General features: G+C 61.5%; 14 protein-coding genes. 9 read left to right on the top strand and 5 right to left on the bottom strand.

The features are described from left to right. Positions 1-92: 92 nt before the first annotated feature. Positions 93-965: a MurR/RpiR family transcriptional regulator gene (locus K6N12_RS19130; protein WP_097628209.1), complete on the bottom strand. Its 873-nt coding sequence runs from the start codon at positions 963-965 to the stop codon at positions 93-95. A 177-nt stretch (positions 966-1,142) separates the two neighbouring features. Here K6N12_RS19130 and K6N12_RS19125 point away from each other — a divergent pair, with 177 nt between their 5' ends. The 6 genes from K6N12_RS19125 (at position 1,143) to K6N12_RS19100 (ending at position 8,769) form a co-directional block, all read left to right on the top strand. Beyond that, positions 1,143-1,913: an N-formylglutamate amidohydrolase gene (locus K6N12_RS19125; protein ID WP_097628210.1), complete on the top strand. Its 771-nt coding sequence runs from the start codon at positions 1,143-1,145 to the stop codon at positions 1,911-1,913. 119 nt (positions 1,914-2,032) lie between these two features. Next, entirely contained in the window at positions 2,033-3,595 is a 1,563-nt protein-coding gene (locus K6N12_RS19120) for an amino acid permease (protein WP_097628211.1), read from the top strand. A 144-nt stretch (positions 3,596-3,739) separates the two neighbouring features. Continuing rightward, complete coding sequence (locus tag K6N12_RS19115; RefSeq protein WP_097628212.1) at positions 3,740-5,104, top strand: glutamine synthetase family protein; 1,365 nt, start codon at positions 3,740-3,742, stop codon at positions 5,102-5,104. 203 nt (positions 5,105-5,307) lie between these two features. After that, complete coding sequence (locus tag K6N12_RS19110; RefSeq protein WP_097628213.1) at positions 5,308-6,693, top strand: aldehyde dehydrogenase family protein; 1,386 nt, start codon at positions 5,308-5,310, stop codon at positions 6,691-6,693. Beyond that, entirely contained in the window at positions 6,690-7,841 is a 1,152-nt protein-coding gene (locus K6N12_RS19105) for an iron-containing alcohol dehydrogenase (RefSeq protein ID WP_097628214.1), read from the top strand. The genes K6N12_RS19110 and K6N12_RS19105 overlap by 4 nt, the downstream gene beginning before the upstream one ends. A gap of 229 nt (positions 7,842-8,070) precedes the next feature. Beyond that, entirely contained in the window at positions 8,071-8,769 is a 699-nt protein-coding gene (locus K6N12_RS19100) for a ParA family protein (protein ID WP_097628215.1), read from the top strand. A 73-nt stretch (positions 8,770-8,842) separates the two neighbouring features. Here the strand turns inward: K6N12_RS19100 and K6N12_RS19095 are convergent, their stop codons facing one another. After that, the gene (locus K6N12_RS19095; RefSeq protein ID WP_097628216.1) at positions 8,843-10,234 is read right to left on the bottom strand and encodes a L,D-transpeptidase; all 1,392 of its coding nucleotides are present in this window, start codon (positions 10,232-10,234) and stop codon (positions 8,843-8,845) included. Positions 10,235-10,489: 255 nt separating this feature from the next. On the opposite strand from K6N12_RS19095, the gene K6N12_RS19090 reads away from it, so the two are divergent. From K6N12_RS19090 to K6N12_RS19080, 3 genes are all read left to right on the top strand, one after another. Beyond that, the gene (locus tag K6N12_RS19090; protein ID WP_097628217.1) at positions 10,490-11,329 is read left to right on the top strand and encodes a DUF4432 family protein; all 840 of its coding nucleotides are present in this window, start codon (positions 10,490-10,492) and stop codon (positions 11,327-11,329) included. 71 nt (positions 11,330-11,400) lie between these two features. After that, positions 11,401-11,739 carry a protein tyrosine phosphatase family protein gene (locus tag K6N12_RS19085; protein ID WP_097628218.1) on the top strand — a complete coding sequence of 113 codons (339 nt, stop codon included), beginning with the start codon at positions 11,401-11,403 and terminating at the stop codon, positions 11,737-11,739. 78 nt (positions 11,740-11,817) lie between these two features. After that, positions 11,818-12,162, top strand: a complete 345-nt coding sequence (locus K6N12_RS19080; RefSeq protein ID WP_097628219.1) for a RidA family protein — start codon at positions 11,818-11,820, stop codon at positions 12,160-12,162. Between the two features lie 50 nt (positions 12,163-12,212). Here the strand turns inward: K6N12_RS19080 and K6N12_RS19075 are convergent, their stop codons facing one another. From K6N12_RS19075 to K6N12_RS19065, 3 genes are read right to left on the bottom strand one after another with little or no spacing between them, the layout of a single operon-like run. Next, positions 12,213-13,871, bottom strand: a complete 1,659-nt coding sequence (locus K6N12_RS19075; RefSeq protein ID WP_097628220.1) for a thiamine pyrophosphate-binding protein — start codon at positions 13,869-13,871, stop codon at positions 12,213-12,215. 16 nt (positions 13,872-13,887) lie between these two features. Then, positions 13,888-15,087, bottom strand: coding sequence for a succinate--glutarate CoA-transferase (caiB, locus tag K6N12_RS19070; RefSeq protein WP_097628221.1), 1,200 nt, complete (start codon positions 15,085-15,087; stop codon positions 13,888-13,890). A gap of 16 nt (positions 15,088-15,103) precedes the next feature. After that, on the bottom strand, positions 15,104-16,060 hold the full coding sequence (locus tag K6N12_RS19065) for a DMT family transporter (RefSeq protein WP_097628222.1): 957 nt from the start codon (positions 16,058-16,060) through the stop codon (positions 15,104-15,106). Positions 16,061-16,070: the final 10 nt, after the last annotated feature.

Raw genomic sequence — 16,070 nt, 5'->3', positions numbered from 1 at the left:
CAGGCGTTTGCGACACGTGTTTTATTTGCGACGACACGACCTGTTTCCGCGAAAGTCCGTCCTTGTTCTCCCCTTTGTTTTTCTTGTCCCTCCTAACCCGGTTTGCGGAAAAGCTTGGTCTGCTCGAACAAGCCCTCAAGCGTCTTCATGCGCTCCTTCGTCTCGTCCCAGGTGGAATTCTGAACGGCCTCGATGAGTGCTTCGACGATGAAGAGGGTGACGACGGAGGAGTCCCAAGCCGACGGCGCCTCGATCCGAACGCGGAAGGCATGCCGGGCGAGCTTGGCGGCGGGCGAGCTCCACTGGTCGGTGAAGACGACGATTTCTGCGCCGCGTTTGCGAGCGGCAGTGGCAAGGCTCACCATCTCCTGCTCGTAGCGGCGGATGTCGAAGATGATCAGAATGTCGCCGGCATTCATGTTGAGAGCATATTGCGGCCAGCTGCTGGAGTTCGACGACAGCAGCGTCGTCGCCGGCCGAATCACCTGCATGTGGGTGAAGAAATATTCGGCAAGCGCGCCGGTGATGCGGCCGCCGACGAAATAGAGGCCGCGCTTGCGGTCCGACAGCAGTGAGACGACGCTGTCGAAGGTCGCGGTGTCGAGATCGGTCAACGTCTGGCGCAGATTGCTCATGATGGCATCGGCGAAACGGTTGAGGATATGCGTGCCAGGTGCGTTCTGGGCCCAACGATCATGCTTGGCGATCGGGTTGGAGATCGTCGCTTCGACCTCCAGATGCAGATGCGCCTGAAAGTCCGGATAGCCCTTGAAGCCGAGCTTCTGCACCATGCGCACGACAGTCGGCGTTGAAACGCCGGCATTCTCGGCGATCGTGGTGATGCTGCCGAGACCGGATACCGGATAATTGTCGAGAAGGCTTTCGGCCAGTTGCTTCTCGGCGCGCGTCAGCACCCCGAAATGCGAGTGTATGACGTCCGAAACCGTCTTCGATGCAACTGTCACTTAACGATGCTCCCCGGGGTGGTCTGGCGCCACTTTCCCGCTCAAAGTTAACAACGCTGTCATAATCCATGTCAACTACTGTCATGAAAAGAAATTTTCAGTCGACGCTTGACAGTGACCGAAACCTGAAGAATTCTTTTCTTGGAAAGCTTTTATTAAGGGATAGGAGTGGCGCCATTGGTGCTGGCCGGGCCAAAAATCCTCAGCGAAGCGGACGGTGATTGCGTCGGGATCGAGCGCGTCGGCGGCCGAAGCCCGGTGCTGCTCGTCTGCGAGCACGCTTCGAATGTGCTTCCCGCTCATTTCGGTGATCTCGGCCTGCCCAGCGAAGCGCTCTTAAGCCACATTGCCTGGGACCCGGGGGCTCTTTCAGTCGCCCGCCGCTTATCGGAAGGGCTCGATGCGACGCTCGTCTATCAGCGGTTCTCTCGGCTGATCTACGACTGCAACCGGCCGCCGAGTTCACCCGGCGCCATGCCTGAAGTAAGCGAGATCTATGCCGTTCCCGGCAACACGGATTTGACCGCCGAAGAACGGCTTGCGCGCACCGACGCGCTCTACGTGCCTTTCCACGACGCCATCCGCGGGCTGATCCGCGATCGCCGGGCGAGGGGGCAAGACAGCATCATCGTGACGATCCATAGCTTCACGCCGGTCTATCACGGCCGCGAACGCGCCGTCGAACTCGGCATATTGCACGACGAGGACAGCCGGCTCGCCGACCGCATGCTGGAGGCTGCGGCCGAGGCGCCGCTTTACAGGACGGAACGCAACCAGCCTTACGGGCCTGAGGATGGCGTGACTCACACGCTGATCCTGCACGGGCTGTCGAACGGCTTGCGCAATGTGATGATCGAGGTCCGCAACGACCTCGTCGCAGACGATGTCGGCCAAGGGGTCATGGCCGACTATCTAAAAGGGCTGCTCCAGCAAAGCCTGGACGCCTGATAAAAAGAAGACCCGAGGGAGCAGTCTAACTGCGAACGTCCGCACGGCGCAAATGCAGCGGGCAATTTGGCACTGAACCGGCCCGCAATCCCGCGGCCGATCGTGAACAGGGGGAAGTCATGTCGGATTATTCCGAACTGGACAAGAAGCAGGATGTGCACATCCTGCATTCCATGGGTTATGCCCAAGAACTCGAACGACGCATGAGCTCGTTCTCGAACTTCGCCGTCTCATTTTCCATCATCTGCATCCTCTCCGGCGGCATCAATTCGCTGGCGCAAGCGACCTCCGGTGCCGGCGGAGCCGCCATCGGCATCGGCTGGCCGCTCGGCTGCTTCATCTCGCTCGTCTTCGCCGTTGCCATGGCGCAGATCAGCTCCGCCTATCCGACGGCCGGCGGGCTTTATCACTGGGGTTCGATCCTCGGCAACCGCTTCACTGGCTGGCTGACCGCCTGGTTCAACCTGCTCGGTCTCGTCACGGTGCTCGGCGCCATCAATGTCGGCACCTATTATTTCTTCATGGGTACGTTCGGCACGGGCTATCTTGGCTTGACGGACACTATCACGGTGCGGATCGTCTTCCTCGTCATCATCACCGGCGCACAGGCGCTCGTGAACCATATGGGGATAGGGTTGACCGCAAAGCTGACAGACTTCTCGGGTTATCTGATCTTCGCGACCGCCATCGCGCTTGCCGTAGTGTGCCTGTTATCGGCCCCGTCATATGAATTCGGCCGGCTCTTCACCTTCGCCAATTACTCCGGCGAAGCGGGCGGCAGTGTCTGGCCGACGACGTCGGGCAGCTGGGTTTTCCTGCTCGGTCTGCTGCTGCCGATCTACACCATCACCGGCTACGACGCTTCGGCGCATACGTCGGAAGAGACGGTCAAAGCCGCCCACTCGGTGCCGCGTGGCATGGTCGCCTCAGTTCTGTGGTCGGCACTCTTCGGCTACATCATGCTGTGCTCTTTCGTGCTCATGCTGCCGAATATGGACGATGCAGCAAAACAGGGCTGGAACGTGTTCTTCTGGGCGATGGACACGCAGGTCAACGCGACCGTGAAGGACATCCTCTACTTGGCGATCCTCGTCAGTCAGTGGCTGTGCGGCCTTGCTACCGTCACTTCGGTTTCCCGCATGATCTTCGCCTTCTCGCGTGACGGCGGCCTACCGGCATCGAAGGCGCTGTCGAAAGTCAGCCCGCAGTACCGCACGCCGGTGGCTGCGATCTGGACCGGCTCGATCCTTTCGGTGCTGTTCGTCTGGTTCACCTCACTCGATATCATGAAAATTGGCGACACGCCGGTGTACACCATCGTCGTTTCGTGCACGGTCATCTTCCTCTTCTTCTCCTTCGCGATCCCGATCACGCTCGGCCTCTTCGCCTGGGGCACATCGAAATGGGACAAGATGGGACCGTGGAACCTCGGCGAAGGCCTCTTCAAGCTCTTTGCAGTGCTGTCGATCATCGCGATGGTTCTGATCTTCATTCTCGGAATCCAACCGCCGAACGGTGCTGCCCTTTACGTTACCGTTGGCTTCCTTCTGATGACCGCAATCGTCTGGTTCGGTTTTGAAAGCCGGCGCTTCAAGGGACCGCCGATCGGCGCTGAGGTGGCAAAGCGCCAGGCCGAAATCGCAGCTGCCGAAGCGGCGGTTGGCGAAAGCGGCGAAAAATAAGCATCGAGGCTTCCCTCTCAAATGGCGGGGCCGCTCCTGCGGCCCCATCGCCGGTTCAACGAAAAGGCATCAGGCCCACATCGGCCGAGCGCATGCGATTTCGTTGCCCCGATCATCTCAATTCCAATGTCAGGCGGATCAACCATGAGCAGCTACACATTCGACGATCTCAAGAAGGATGTTGCCGAAGGGCGCATCGATACGGTTCTTGCGTGCCAGGTGGACATGCAGGGCCGTCTGATGGGCAAGCGCTTTCAGGCGGAATATTTCGTCGAGAGCGCCTGGAAGGAAACCCATAGCTGCAACTATCTGATCGCCACCGACATGGAGATGGAGACGGTTTCCGGCTATAAGGCGACCAGCTGGGAAAAGGGTTACGGCGACTATACGATGAAGCCGGATCTGGCGACGCTGCGCCGCATTCCCTGGCTCGAGGGCACGGCGCTGGTGCTCTGCGACATGCTCGACCATCACACCCATGAAGAGGTCGCCCATTCGCCGCGTGCAATCCTGAAGAAGCAGGTGAAGCGCCTCGAAGATATGGGCATGAAGGCTTACATGGCCTCCGAGCTCGAATTCTTCCTGTTCGACCAGAGCTACGAGTCGGCGCATACGGCTGGCTACCGCAACCTCAAGCTCGCCAGCGCCTATAACGAGGACTACCACATCTTCCAGACTACCAAGGAGGAAGAGGTGATGCGGGCGATCCGCACCGGGCTGCAGGGCGCCGGCATTCCGGTCGAGAACTCCAAGGGCGAGGCCTCGGCCGGCCAGGAGGAGATCAACGTGCGTTATGCCGATGCGCTCGCCATGGCCGACCGGCACGCGATCATCAAGAATGGCTGCAAGGAGATCGCCTGGTCGAAAGGCAAGGCGATCACCTTCCTGGCCAAGTGGAATTACAATGCCGCCGGCAGTTCCTCGCATATCCATCAGTCGCTCTGGAGCCTTGAGGAAAAGCCGCTGTTCTTCGACCATACCGGCAAATACGGCATGTCGCCGCTGATGCATAATTATGTTGCAGGGCTTCTCGCGCATGCGAGCGAGATCACCTATTTCCTGGCGCCCTACATCAATTCCTACAAGCGCTTCATGGCCGGCACTTTCGCACCGACCAAGGCGATCTGGAGCAAGGACAACCGCACCGCCGGCTATCGCCTCTGCGGCGAAGAGACCAAGGGTATCCGCATCGAGTGCCGCGTCGGCGGCTCCGATCTCAATCCCTATCTCGCCTTTGCCGCGCTGCTTGCGGCCGGTATCGACGGGATCGAGAACAGGCTCGAGCTCGAGGCTCCTTTCGTCGGCGACGCCTATGGCGGCAAGGATATTCGAGAAATCCCGCGCACGCTCCGCGCCGCCACGACCGCAATGACGGAATCGGCAATGCTGCGCAAAGCCTTCGGCGATGATGTGATCGACCACTATACCCGTGCTGCCGAATGGGAGCAGGAAGAATACGACCGCCGCATCACCGATTGGGAAGTGGCGCGCGGTTTCGAAAGAGCCTAGTAGGGATTGCGGGTTGTTTGCCCCTCACCCTAACCCTCTCCCCGTTTTACGGGGAGAGGGGACTTGCCATACGAGAGGTAGATGGGACGGAGACGCTGCGGCTATCCCCCTTCGCCCCGCTTACGGGGCGAAGGTGCCGGCAGGCGGATGAGGGGCTCATGCCCTCGCCGAAATTTTGATCAATACGAGGACGGAAATCGATCATGACGATGATCCAATGCATTTCACCGGTTGACGGGTCGGTCTATGCCGAACGCGCCGCACTTTCTCTCGATGCCGCCAAGGATGTTGTGGCGCGGGCCCGCAAGGCGCAGAAGGCCTGGGCGAAACGGCCGCTCGAAGAGCGCGTGCAACTGGTGCTGAAGGGTGCTGCGCGGCTGAACGAGATGTCCGACGTCGTCGTGCCGGAGCTTGCCTGGCAGATGGGCCGGCCGGTCAAGTATGGCGGCGAATACAAGGGTTTCAACGAGCGCTCCAACTATGTCGCCTCGATCGCTGCCGATGCGCTGGCGCCTGTTGTCATCGAGGAGAGCGATCGTTTTGAACGCCGCATCGAGCGCGAAGCGCATGGCGTCGTCTTCGTCGTGGCACCCTGGAACTATCCCTATATGACCGCAATCAACACGATTGCGCCGGCGCTGATGGCGGGCAATACCGTCGTTCTGAAACATGCCTCGCAGACGCTGCTCGTCGGCGAGCGGCTGGTGCAGGCCTTCGTGGAGGCGGGCATTCCCGAGGACGTGTTCCAGAATGTCTTCCTCGATCATCAGACGACCTCGGCGCTGATTGCTGCCGGCAGCTTCAATTTCGTCAACTTTACCGGATCGGTCGAAGGCGGGCGCTCGATGGAGCGGGCCGCCGCCGGCACCTTCACCGGCCTCGGCCTCGAACTCGGCGGCAAGGATCCGGGTTACGTCATGGAAGACGCCGATCTTGAGGCGGCCGTCGATACGCTGATGGACGGCGCGACCTACAATTCCGGCCAGTGCTGCTGCGGCATCGAGCGCATCTATGTGCACGAATCCCTCTACGACGCCTTCGTCGAAAAGTCGGTCGCCTGGGTGTCGAATTACAAGCTCGGCAATCCGCTCGATCCCGAGACTTCGCTCGGACCAATGGCGAACAAGCGCTTCGCCAAGGTGGTGCGCGAGCAGATTGCCGATGCGGTCTCCAAGGGCGCCAAGGCGCTTGTCGATCCCAAGCTTTTCCCTCAGGACGACGGCGGCGCTTATCTCGCACCGCAGGTTCTCGTCGATGTCGACCATTCCATGGCCTTCATGCGCGAGGAGACCTTCGGTCCGGCGGTCGGCATCATGAAGGTGAAGAGCGACGAAGAGGCGCTCGCCTTGATGAACGACAGCCAGTACGGGCTAACGGCCTCGCTCTGGACCAAGGATGCCGAACGGGCAGGGCGGCTCGGCCGCGAGATCGAAACCGGCACCGTTTTCATGAACCGCGCCGATTATCTCGACCCGGCGCTCTGCTGGACCGGCGTCAAGGAGACGGGCCGCGGCGGCTCGCTGTCGATCATCGGCTTCCAGAATCTGACGCGCCCGAAATCCTTCCACCTGAAGAAAGTCACAGTATGAGCAGCAACATCACCGCAAACTGGAGCTATCCGACATCGGTCAAGCTCGGCCGGGGCCGGATCAAGGAACTGGCAGACGCCTGCAAGAGCCTCGGCATCAAAAAGCCGCTGCTGGTCACCGACCGCGGCCTCGCCTCGATGGCGATCACCAAGAACGCGCTCGACATTCTCGAAGATGCAGGCCTTGGCCGGGCGATCTTTGCCGACGTCGATCCGAACCCGAACGAGAAGAACCTCGAGGCCGGCGTCGAGGCTTTCAAGGATGGCGGCCATGACGGCGTCGTCGCCTTCGGCGGCGGCTCGGGCCTCGATCTCGGCAAGTGCGTCGCCTTCATGGCAGGTCAGACCCGGCCTGTCTGGGATTTCGAGGATATCGGCGACTGGTGGACGCGGGCAAGCCTCGAAGGCATTGCCCCGATCGTCGCCGTGCCGACGACAGCGGGTACCGGCTCGGAAGTCGGCCGCGCCAGCGTCATCACCAATTCGCAAACGCATGTGAAGAAGATCATCTTCCATCCGAAGTTCTTGCCTGGTGTCGTCATCTCCGATCCGGAACTGACCGTCGGCATGCCGAAGATCATCACGGCCGGCACCGGCATGGATGCCTTTGCCCATTGCCTGGAGGCCTATTCCTCGCCTTTCTATCACCCGATGTCGGCCGGCATCGCGCTCGAAGGCATGCGGCTCGTCAAGGAATTCCTGCCGCGCGCCTATCGGGAAGGCACCGATCTTGAAGCACGCGCCAACATGATGTCCGCTGCCGCCATGGGTGCTGTCGCCTTCCAGAAGGGGCTCGGCGCCATTCACGCGCTGTCGCACCCGATCGGCGCCGTCTACAACACCCATCACGGCATGACCAACGCAGTTGTCATGCCGGCGGTGCTGCGCTTCAACCGCACGGCGATCGAGGAAAAGATCAGCCGCGCCGCCGCCTATCTCGGTATTTCGGGCGGTTTCGACGGCTTCTACGACTATGTATTGAAGCTCCGGTCCGACCTCGGCGTGCCGGAGACGCTGACGGCGATGGGAATCGCTGCCGACCGCATCGACGAATTGTCGGCCATGGCGATCGAAGATCCGAGCGCGGGCGGCAACCCGGTTGCCATGACGCTCGAGAATACCAAGGCGCTTTTCAGCGATTGCTTCTGAGATCATAAGATCGGACCTGCAGACCGGCCCGGAAAGCCTTGCTTTCCGGGCTTTTTTCATTCTAGCGACATCCCCAATTTTAGGGATGTGAAAAATACCGGCTGCAATTTCGGCGCGCGTGTTTGGAATTTGTTAACCATGATTAGAAAGGATGGATTAACCGCACGATGCTCCGATGGTGCGTAAAAGAGCGATTCCGGCTCGCACCATTTCCTTCCGAGGACTGAACATGCCTGTCATCACATTCGCAAATACCAAGGGCGGCGCCGGCAAGACGACCGCTGTTCTCCTGCTCGCCACCGAGCTTGCCCGCAAGGGTTTTCGCGTCACCATTCTCGACGCCGATCCGCAGCACTGGATTTCGCGCTGGCACGAGATATCTGGTCATGTGCCCAATATTTCGGTGATCGATTTCGTCACCACCGCCTCGCTGCCGCTGCATATCAGTGAGAACAAGCACAATACCGACTATTTCATCGTCGACCTGCCGGGTGCGCGCAATCCGCTGCTTGCCACCGCCGTCGGTCTTTCCGACCATGTGCTGATCCCGATCCAGGGCTGTGCGATGGATGCGCGCGGCGGCGCGCAGGTGCTCGAACTGCTGCAGTATCTGGACGAAAAGGCGGGTATCAAGATCGGTCATTCAGTGGTGCTGACCCGCGTCAACTCGATGGTCACGACCCGGGCGCTGCAACTCGTCAAATCGCTGCTCAGCGAGCGGCATGTGCCGGTGCTGGACACGGCGATCATCGAACGCTCCGCCTTCCGAGACATCTTCGACTGTGGCGGCACGTTGCACACGCTCGATCCCGCCCGCGTCAGCAATCTCGACAAGGCGCGTGAAAACGCCACCTGTTTTGCCGAGGAGATCATGAGCAAGCTGCCCGCCCGGCTGACGGTGTCGCTCCGTATGGCAACGGCGGCCTGAACATCCCCCGTATAAACCGAAAAGGCCGCCGGAGCGATCCGGCGGCCTTTTCCGTGTCGTTATCACGCTGGCTTCAATCGACGAATTCGACCGTCACTCCCGGCTTGACCATCTTGGCAAGCTCGGTTGCGTCCCAATTGGTCAGGCGAATGCAGCCGTGGCTCTGGGTGCGGCCGATCTTGGAAGGCTCGGGCGTGCCGTGGATGCCGTAGGTCGGCTTGGAGAGCGCCATCCAGACGGTACCGACCGGGCCGTTCGGGCCGGGCGGAATGTTGAGGATCTTGTCGTTGGCGCCCTGCTGGAAATTGATCTTCGGATTATAGGTGTAACCGGGATTGAAGGCGACGCGCTCGACCGTCACGATGCCCGACGGGGAGGGTGTGTCGGTGGAGCCGATCGATGCTGGATAGGCGGCAATGAGATTGCCGGCGCTATCATAGGCAAAGACCTGCTTGCGGCCCTTGTCGGCGATGATACGGGCAACTTCGCCGCTCTTCGGCTCACCCGGATTGACGACCTTGATGACGGTGCCGGCGACGCTGAAATCAGCGCCGGGGTTCATCTCCTTGAGGAAGGCCTCGTCCATGTGGAAGCGCTCGGCCAGCATTTCGGTGGTCGATGTATAGGCAAGCGACGGCAGCAGCGCCTTATGCGAATAGTCTTCCGGGATCTCTGCGACATAGGGGCCGGCGGCATCGGCCGGCGTGATCGTGTAGCTGACGACCGGCAGGCCGCCGTTCATGCGCAACTCTTCCAGAATGGCGTCGGTGTCGTTCGGGTCGAGTTTGGAGCCGGTCATCTGGTCATAGGCATAGACCGATTTGGTGACGTTCGAGCCCATATGGCCGTCGATGACACCGGGCGAGATGCCGGCGCGGTCGAGGAAGACCTGCAGCGCGACGATCTCCGGCTTCGACTTATTCTTCAGCGTGATGACGGGTTCGTCCGGCGCGGCCTTGGGCGCGTCGGCGGGCGGAATCTGCTGGTCGGGATCGATCGAGGCATAATCGTCGCCGGACTGCGGATTGCCGATGCTGTTGTCCTGGGGATAGGGCTGTTCGCCGAGCGGCTGGCGTTCGATCGCCGCATCGCGCGGGATGCCGCCGGTGACCGCACCGCGCTCGGAGTAACGTGCGTCGCCATCGTCGGCGTAATAGGGATCGTTGCCGTTCTGGTCGGCATAGACGTCGCGCGGGCCGGGCCGCGGCGGATAGTAGCCGCGGGCGCGCATCTCGGTGGCGACGACATTGCCGTAGTCGTCGATCAGCACGCGGTTGCCGCTGCGGTCGCGGGCGTAGATATAGCCGCGCGGGACATAGTCGAGGATTTCGCCGCTCGGGGTGACGAGTACGACATCGCTCTGGCGGCGGTCACGGAACTGCTGCGCGCCGGCCTCCGGTGCTGCAACGGCAATGGCTGCCAGCACGGCCGCAAGCGAAAATGCCGACTTTAAAAAACGATTCACGTCTCACACCTCGAACAGTGACTAGGCCGACACACACCTGCGAATTTTGACGCTAGTGTGGAATTTATGAAACCGTGCTGAACAAAATATGAAAATCACTAAGATTTCCTTTTACTCATAAACGTTTGCGTCTCCGCGTCAGTTCCGCAAAATCCATGGTTGCGGCAAAAGCGCAAGAGAGGAAAAGGGTTCGATTGACGAAAGACGGCGCAAAATCTAACGCTACTCGGCCGATAAGCCCCTGAGGAGACTGCAATGATCGAATTTGCCGCTGCAAGCGGGCCGCGCCTGATGCTCGATGAAGCATCGGTGCTGGATATCGGCGGATGCATCGTCGAAGGCGTCGACATCGCGCCGAAGCGCGCCATTCCCGACGACGGCGATCCCCGAATCGATCACTCGCTCGAAGGCTTCCTGTTCACCTGCGGGCCGGACCATATCCGCCACCGCCAGCCGATCGCCGGTAGCGCCGAGGGCAAGGTCTATCCGCTGCACGGATCGGCCTCCGGCCATGCGGCCAAGGTGCTGTGGACGAAACTGGAGAACGGCAATGCCGAATGCCGGGCCGATATCGACATCACCACCGTCGAAGGACTGCCGCAGCGCATCGAGCGGCTGTGGCGGATCGATGGGGCGACCGGTGAGGTCCGGCTCGAGGACCGGGTCATCAACACCAGCGATCGGACGGTGCCGACCTTCCTGATGTATCACATGAACACCGGCGGTAAATGGCTGGACGAGGGCACGCGGATCGAGGGCGGGATGCTGGAGAATGGCGGTTTCCCCTGGACATTCGGCGAGGAGCCGGGCGGCATCTTCTGCGTGCCGGCGCCGGCAACGGAGCAGGGCTTTGCCGAAGTTCGCCTAGGGCCCATCGCCGCGATCGGCGGCAGGACGCTTCGCGTGCGTTTCCGCGCCGACACGCTGCCTTATCTGCAGGTGTGGCGAAACCAGAAGGCGCCGGCCCATATCATCGGCATCGAGCCGGTCTCGCATCGCTGGGTATTGCGTGACGAGCTTGAGGCAGCCGGCGAGTTCCACATGCTGGCGCCCGGCGATAGCCGCAGCTATGGGCTGAGCTTTGCCTTCCTGTGAGCGAAGTGTTGTTGACGCTTGCCAAGCTGCGTCGTAGACCTTCAGCCCACCATTTTTGAGGAGACAGGACGATGGATATTCGCCAGATCGACGATGAATATTCGGTTTCGGGTCAGATCACGCCCGAGGACCTCGACGATATCAAGGCGCTTGGGTTCAAATCGATCGTCTGCCACCGCCCCGACCATGAGAGCCCCGATCAGACGTCGTTTTCCGTTATCGAGGCACGTGCCAAGGAACTCGGTCTGGAGATCACCCATGTGCCCGTCGGGCCGATGGGCGTGACCGAGGAAGCGGTCCAGGGCATGGTCGACGCGCTCGACGAGTTCCCGCGACCGATGCTCGGCTATTGCCGCTCCGGCGCCCGCTCGACGGCGATCTACCAGAAGACCCACCATATCCGCAGCTAGGCCCCCATTCCGGCTGCCGATTTTCCGGCGCTGCACCGCAGCGCCGCCGCCACCTTCCCATTCACTCAGGAGACTATGATGAGCATTAAGCGTATCGACGTCGGCGCACGCATGAGCGGCGCCGTCATTCACGGCAACACGGTTTATCTCGCAGGCCAGGTCGGCGAGGGCGAAAGCGTCACCGATCAGTGCAAGTCCTCGCTTGCCGAAGTCGACCGCCTGCTGACTGCATCAGGCAGCAACAAGTCGAAGATCCTGCAGACGATCGTCTATCTCTCCGACATTGCCTATTTCGCCGAGATGAACGCCGCCTGGGAAGCCTGGATCGATCCGGCCAATCCGCCGGCCCGCGCCACCAGCGAAGCCAAGCTCGCAGCGCCGAAATACAAGGTCGAGTTCATCGTCACGGCCGCGATCGACTGATCGTCGCCGCAGCACTGCATCAAGGCCGGTAGGTGCGTGAGCTCACGGACTTACCGGCTTTTTGTTTGCGCAATTTCCGAGAGCGTGCGTGTCGGCGTGATCGCCTCGGGATCGAGTTTAACTTCGATGATTGCCGGCTTGCCGCTTTCGCGCGCCCGCTCGAAGGCCGCGGCGAATTGCTCGGTGCTTTCCACCCTTTCGCCATGGCCGCCATAGGCGCGGGCAAGGGCTGCGAAGTCGGGGTTGGTCAGGTCGGTGCTGCTGACGCGGCCGGGATATTCGCGCTCCTGATGCATGCGGATCGTGCCGTAGATGCCGTTGTTGACCACGACCGATATGATCGGCAGGCCGTAGCGGATGGCAGTGGCGAACTCCTGGCCGTGCATCAGGAAACAGCCGTCGCCGGCAAAGCAGATGACCTCGCGCTCTGGAAAGAGCCGCTTGGCGGCGACGGCGGCGGGCAGGCCGTAACCCATCGAGCCTGAGGTGGGCGCGGCCTGGGTGTTGAAGCGGCGGAAACGATGGAAGCGGTGCAGCCACGTGGCGTAGTTGCCGGCGCCGTTGGTGAAGATCGTCTCCGGCCCGGTATTGGCTTCCAGCCACTCCATGATCGGCCCCATATGGACGGCGCCCGGACCTGTCGCCGGCGGTTTCGACCAGGTGAGATAGGCCTGGTGCATGCGCTGCGTGCGCTCCGCCCAATGCGGCTCGGCCGGCGCTTCCAGATCGGCAAGGGCCGCGACGAAATCGGCAGGTGCGGCGCAGATGGGGAGATCCGGGCGGTAGATGCGGCCCAGTTCGGACGCATCGGGATAGACGTGAATCAGCGATTGCTGGGGGTAGGGGATATCGATCAGCGTATAGGACGAAGACGGCATTTCCGACATGCGGGCGCCGAGCAGGATCAGCAGGTCGCTCTCCTTGATCTCCTTTGCCAGCGCCGGATTGATGCCTATGCCGACATCGCCGGCATAGGAGGGGTGGAGATGATCGAACAGCATCTGCCGGCGGAAGGAACAGCCGACCGGCAATTGGAACCGTTCGGCGAAGATTGCAAAATCGGCGACGGCATCGGCATCCCAGCGCGTGCCGCCGAGGATCACCATCGGCCGCTCGGCTTTGAGCAGTCTCAGATAGAGATCGTCGATCTGGCGGCGGCCGGGATGGGCCTCGACGCTGACATAACGCTTGGCGCGGGGCGCTTCGACTTCGTCGCGCAGCATATCCTCCGGCAGCGTCAGCACCACGGGGCCGGGGCGGCCGGAGGTTGCGATCGCAAAGGCGCGGGTGACGAACTCGGGAATGCGGGCGGCATCGTCGATCTCGCCCACCCATTTGGCGAATTCGGTGAAGGCGCGGCGGAATTCGACCTCCTGGAAAGCCTCACGCTCGCGTGCTTCACGCTGCACCTGGCCGATGAAGAGGATCATCGGGATCGAATCCTGCTTTGATATATGCAGACCGGCAGACGCGTTGGTGGCGCCGGGGCCGCGGGTGACCATGCAGATGCCGGGTTCGCCGGTCAGCCGGCCCCAGCAATCGGCCATCATCGCCGCGCCGCCTTCCTGGCGGCAGACGATCACATCGATGTCGCTGTCGCGTAGCGCATCGAGAACGGCAAGGAAGCTCTCGCCGGGCACGCAGGACAGACGCTTGACGCCGTTCGCCTTCAGCGCCTCGACGATTAGTTCCCCGCCAGTCTTCTTCATGACAATGCTGCCTTCTTCATGACGATGCCTTCCTCTCGCGCTCGGCGAGTTCCGCCAGAATCTCTTCGGTGTGTTCGCCGAGACGCGGGCTCGGCCTGCTATAGTGCAGCGGCGTTTCCGACAGCACTACCGGCGTCCTGACTCCGGGGATGACGGTACCGGCGCGATCGGCAAGATCGATGCGCAGGCCGCGGGCTTCTACCTGCGGATCGGCAAACATTTCCTCGATCGTGTTGATCGGGCCGGCGGGAACTCCATTCTCCTCGCAGGCCTTCAACAAATCCGCCTTGCGCCATTTTAGTGTCTCGGTGGAGACGAGACGGCGGACTTCGCCGCGATTGGCGACGCGGGCCTTGTTGGTGGCGTAACGCCCGTCGCCGGCGATGGCATCCAGGCCGAGGATGGCGCAGAGGCGGCGGAACTGGCCGTCATTGCCGATGGCAAGAATGAGAAAACCGTCCGCCGCTGGCACGACCTCATAGGGCGAGATATTCGGATGGGCATTGCCGAGGCGGGTGGGGGCGGCCCCGGAAACCAAGTAGTTCATGTTCTGATTGGCGAGAACGGCCGATTGCACGTCGAGCAGGGCCATGTCGACGAGCTGGCCTTCGCCCGACTTGAGCGCGTGGATGAGGGCGGCCTCGATCGCCGAGACGGCATAGATGCCGGTGAAGAGATCGGCGATGGCAACGCCGGCCTTCATCGGCTGGCCGTCCGGCTCGCCGGTGATCGACATGAAGCCGGACATGCCCTGGACGATGTAATCATAGCCGGCGAGGCTGGCATAGGGGCCGGTCTGGCCGAAGCCGGTGATCGAGCAATAAACGAGCTTCGGGTTGACCTTGCGCAGGCTGTCGTAATCGAGCCCGTATTTGACGAGACCGCCGAGCTTGAAGTTCTCGATCACCACATCGGCTGACGCAACCAGGCGGCGGACGAAATCCTGACCTTCGGCGCTCTTCAGATCGGCGGTGACGGAGCGTTTGCCGCGATTGGTGGCGTGGTAGTAGGCGGCCGAGAGATTTTCGCCGTCCGCGCCTTCGACGAAGGGCGGCCCCCATTGGCGGGTATCGTCGCCGCCGTCGGGGTTTTCTACCTTGATGACGTCGGCGCCGAGATCGGCAAGCATCTGGCCGGCCCAGGGGCCGGCCAGCACGCGGGCAAGCTCGATCACCCGGATGCCTGCAAGCGGCGGCTTTTTCGTGGTCTGCGTCATATTCCCTCGTCGGTCTTTACGGCGCCAGCGTCGCCTCAGATGTATCGGATACAGGCCTTGAAGCAAAGCGGCGCTCGCGCCAGAGGATGTACAAGCCCGATGCCATGATGATGGCGATGCCGAGCCATTTGACCGCGTCCGGGAAGTCGCCGAAAACCAGCCAGGCGAAGATCGTCGCTGAGACGATTTCAAAATATTGCAGCGGCGCCAGCGTCGAGGCGGGTGCGGCGCGATAGGCATAGACGCCGAAGATGCCCGCAATTGCGGCCATGGCGCCGACACCGGCGACGTAGAACCAGGCGCTGCCTTCGGGCACGACGGGATCGAAGAGATCAGAGCCGCTTCCATCGCCGATAAAAAGCAGGACGGCGCAGAAGATGAGGCCCCAGATGCCCATCTGGAACTGCATCGCCCAGGGATCTTCCCGGTGCGAGAGGACGCGGGTCATCAGCACGAAGATCGCGATGCAAAGCGCACTGAGGACGGGCAGGAGGGCGATATAGCCGACTTCCTGGAAACTCGGCTGGATGATCAGCATCGCCCCGAAGAAGCCGGCGCCACAGGCGGTATAGCGCCGCCAGCCGATCGTCTCCTTCAGGAAGATGCCGCCGAGGATGGTCACCATGATCGGCTCGACGAAGAAGATCGCAATCGCGTCGGCAACCGCCATGTATTTCAGCGTGGTGACGAAAGAGATCATCGAGACGGTGATGATCAAGCCGCGGATGGCATGGAACAGGCTCTGGCGCCAGGAGAAATCGGCAAAGCTGCGCCGCCATATGACGATCGGCAGCATGCAGAGCGCCTGCACGACGAAGCGGCCGGCGGTAACCTCGGCGGAGGGGATGGTGACGACGGCAAGCTTGGCGAAAATATCGATCAGCGGCGAAAACATCACCGAAAGAAACATCAGCGCGAGCCCTGTCGTCACCTCGGAGGCTGAGGAAACGGGGCGGGCGGAGGTGCTGCTCATGACGGAATCT

The organism is Rhizobium redzepovicii (assembly GCF_019793435.1).
GTDB lineage: Bacteria > Pseudomonadota > Alphaproteobacteria > Rhizobiales > Rhizobiaceae > Rhizobium > Rhizobium redzepovicii.
Note: the sequence above shows the minus strand (reverse complement) of the source record. Positions and strands in the feature narration are given on the sequence as shown.

What these genes read in the sequence shown, in the direction of transcription:
- K6N12_RS19120 (WP_097628211.1), top strand. Translation starts at nt 2,033, where the DNA reads ATGTCGGATTATTCCGAACTGGACAAGAAGCAGGATGTGCACATCCTG.
- K6N12_RS19115 (WP_097628212.1), top strand. Translation starts at nt 3,740, where the DNA reads ATGAGCAGCTACACATTCGACGATCTCAAGAAGGATGTTGCCGAAGGG.
- K6N12_RS19110 (WP_097628213.1), top strand. Translation starts at nt 5,308, where the DNA reads ATGACGATGATCCAATGCATTTCACCGGTTGACGGGTCGGTCTATGCC.
- K6N12_RS19105 (WP_097628214.1), top strand. Translation starts at nt 6,690, where the DNA reads ATGAGCAGCAACATCACCGCAAACTGGAGCTATCCGACATCGGTCAAG.
- K6N12_RS19100 (WP_097628215.1), top strand. Translation starts at nt 8,071, where the DNA reads ATGCCTGTCATCACATTCGCAAATACCAAGGGCGGCGCCGGCAAGACG.
- K6N12_RS19090 (WP_097628217.1), top strand. Translation starts at nt 10,490, where the DNA reads ATGATCGAATTTGCCGCTGCAAGCGGGCCGCGCCTGATGCTCGATGAA.
- K6N12_RS19085 (WP_097628218.1), top strand. Translation starts at nt 11,401, where the DNA reads ATGGATATTCGCCAGATCGACGATGAATATTCGGTTTCGGGTCAGATC.
- K6N12_RS19080 (WP_097628219.1), top strand. Translation starts at nt 11,818, where the DNA reads ATGAGCATTAAGCGTATCGACGTCGGCGCACGCATGAGCGGCGCCGTC.
- K6N12_RS19075 (WP_097628220.1), bottom strand. Translation starts at nt 13,871, where the DNA reads ATGAAGAAGACTGGCGGGGAACTAATCGTCGAGGCGCTGAAGGCGAAC.
- caiB (WP_097628221.1), bottom strand. Translation starts at nt 15,087, where the DNA reads ATGACGCAGACCACGAAAAAGCCGCCGCTTGCAGGCATCCGGGTGATC.
- K6N12_RS19065 (WP_097628222.1), bottom strand. Translation starts at nt 16,060, where the DNA reads ATGAGCAGCACCTCCGCCCGCCCCGTTTCCTCAGCCTCCGAGGTGACG.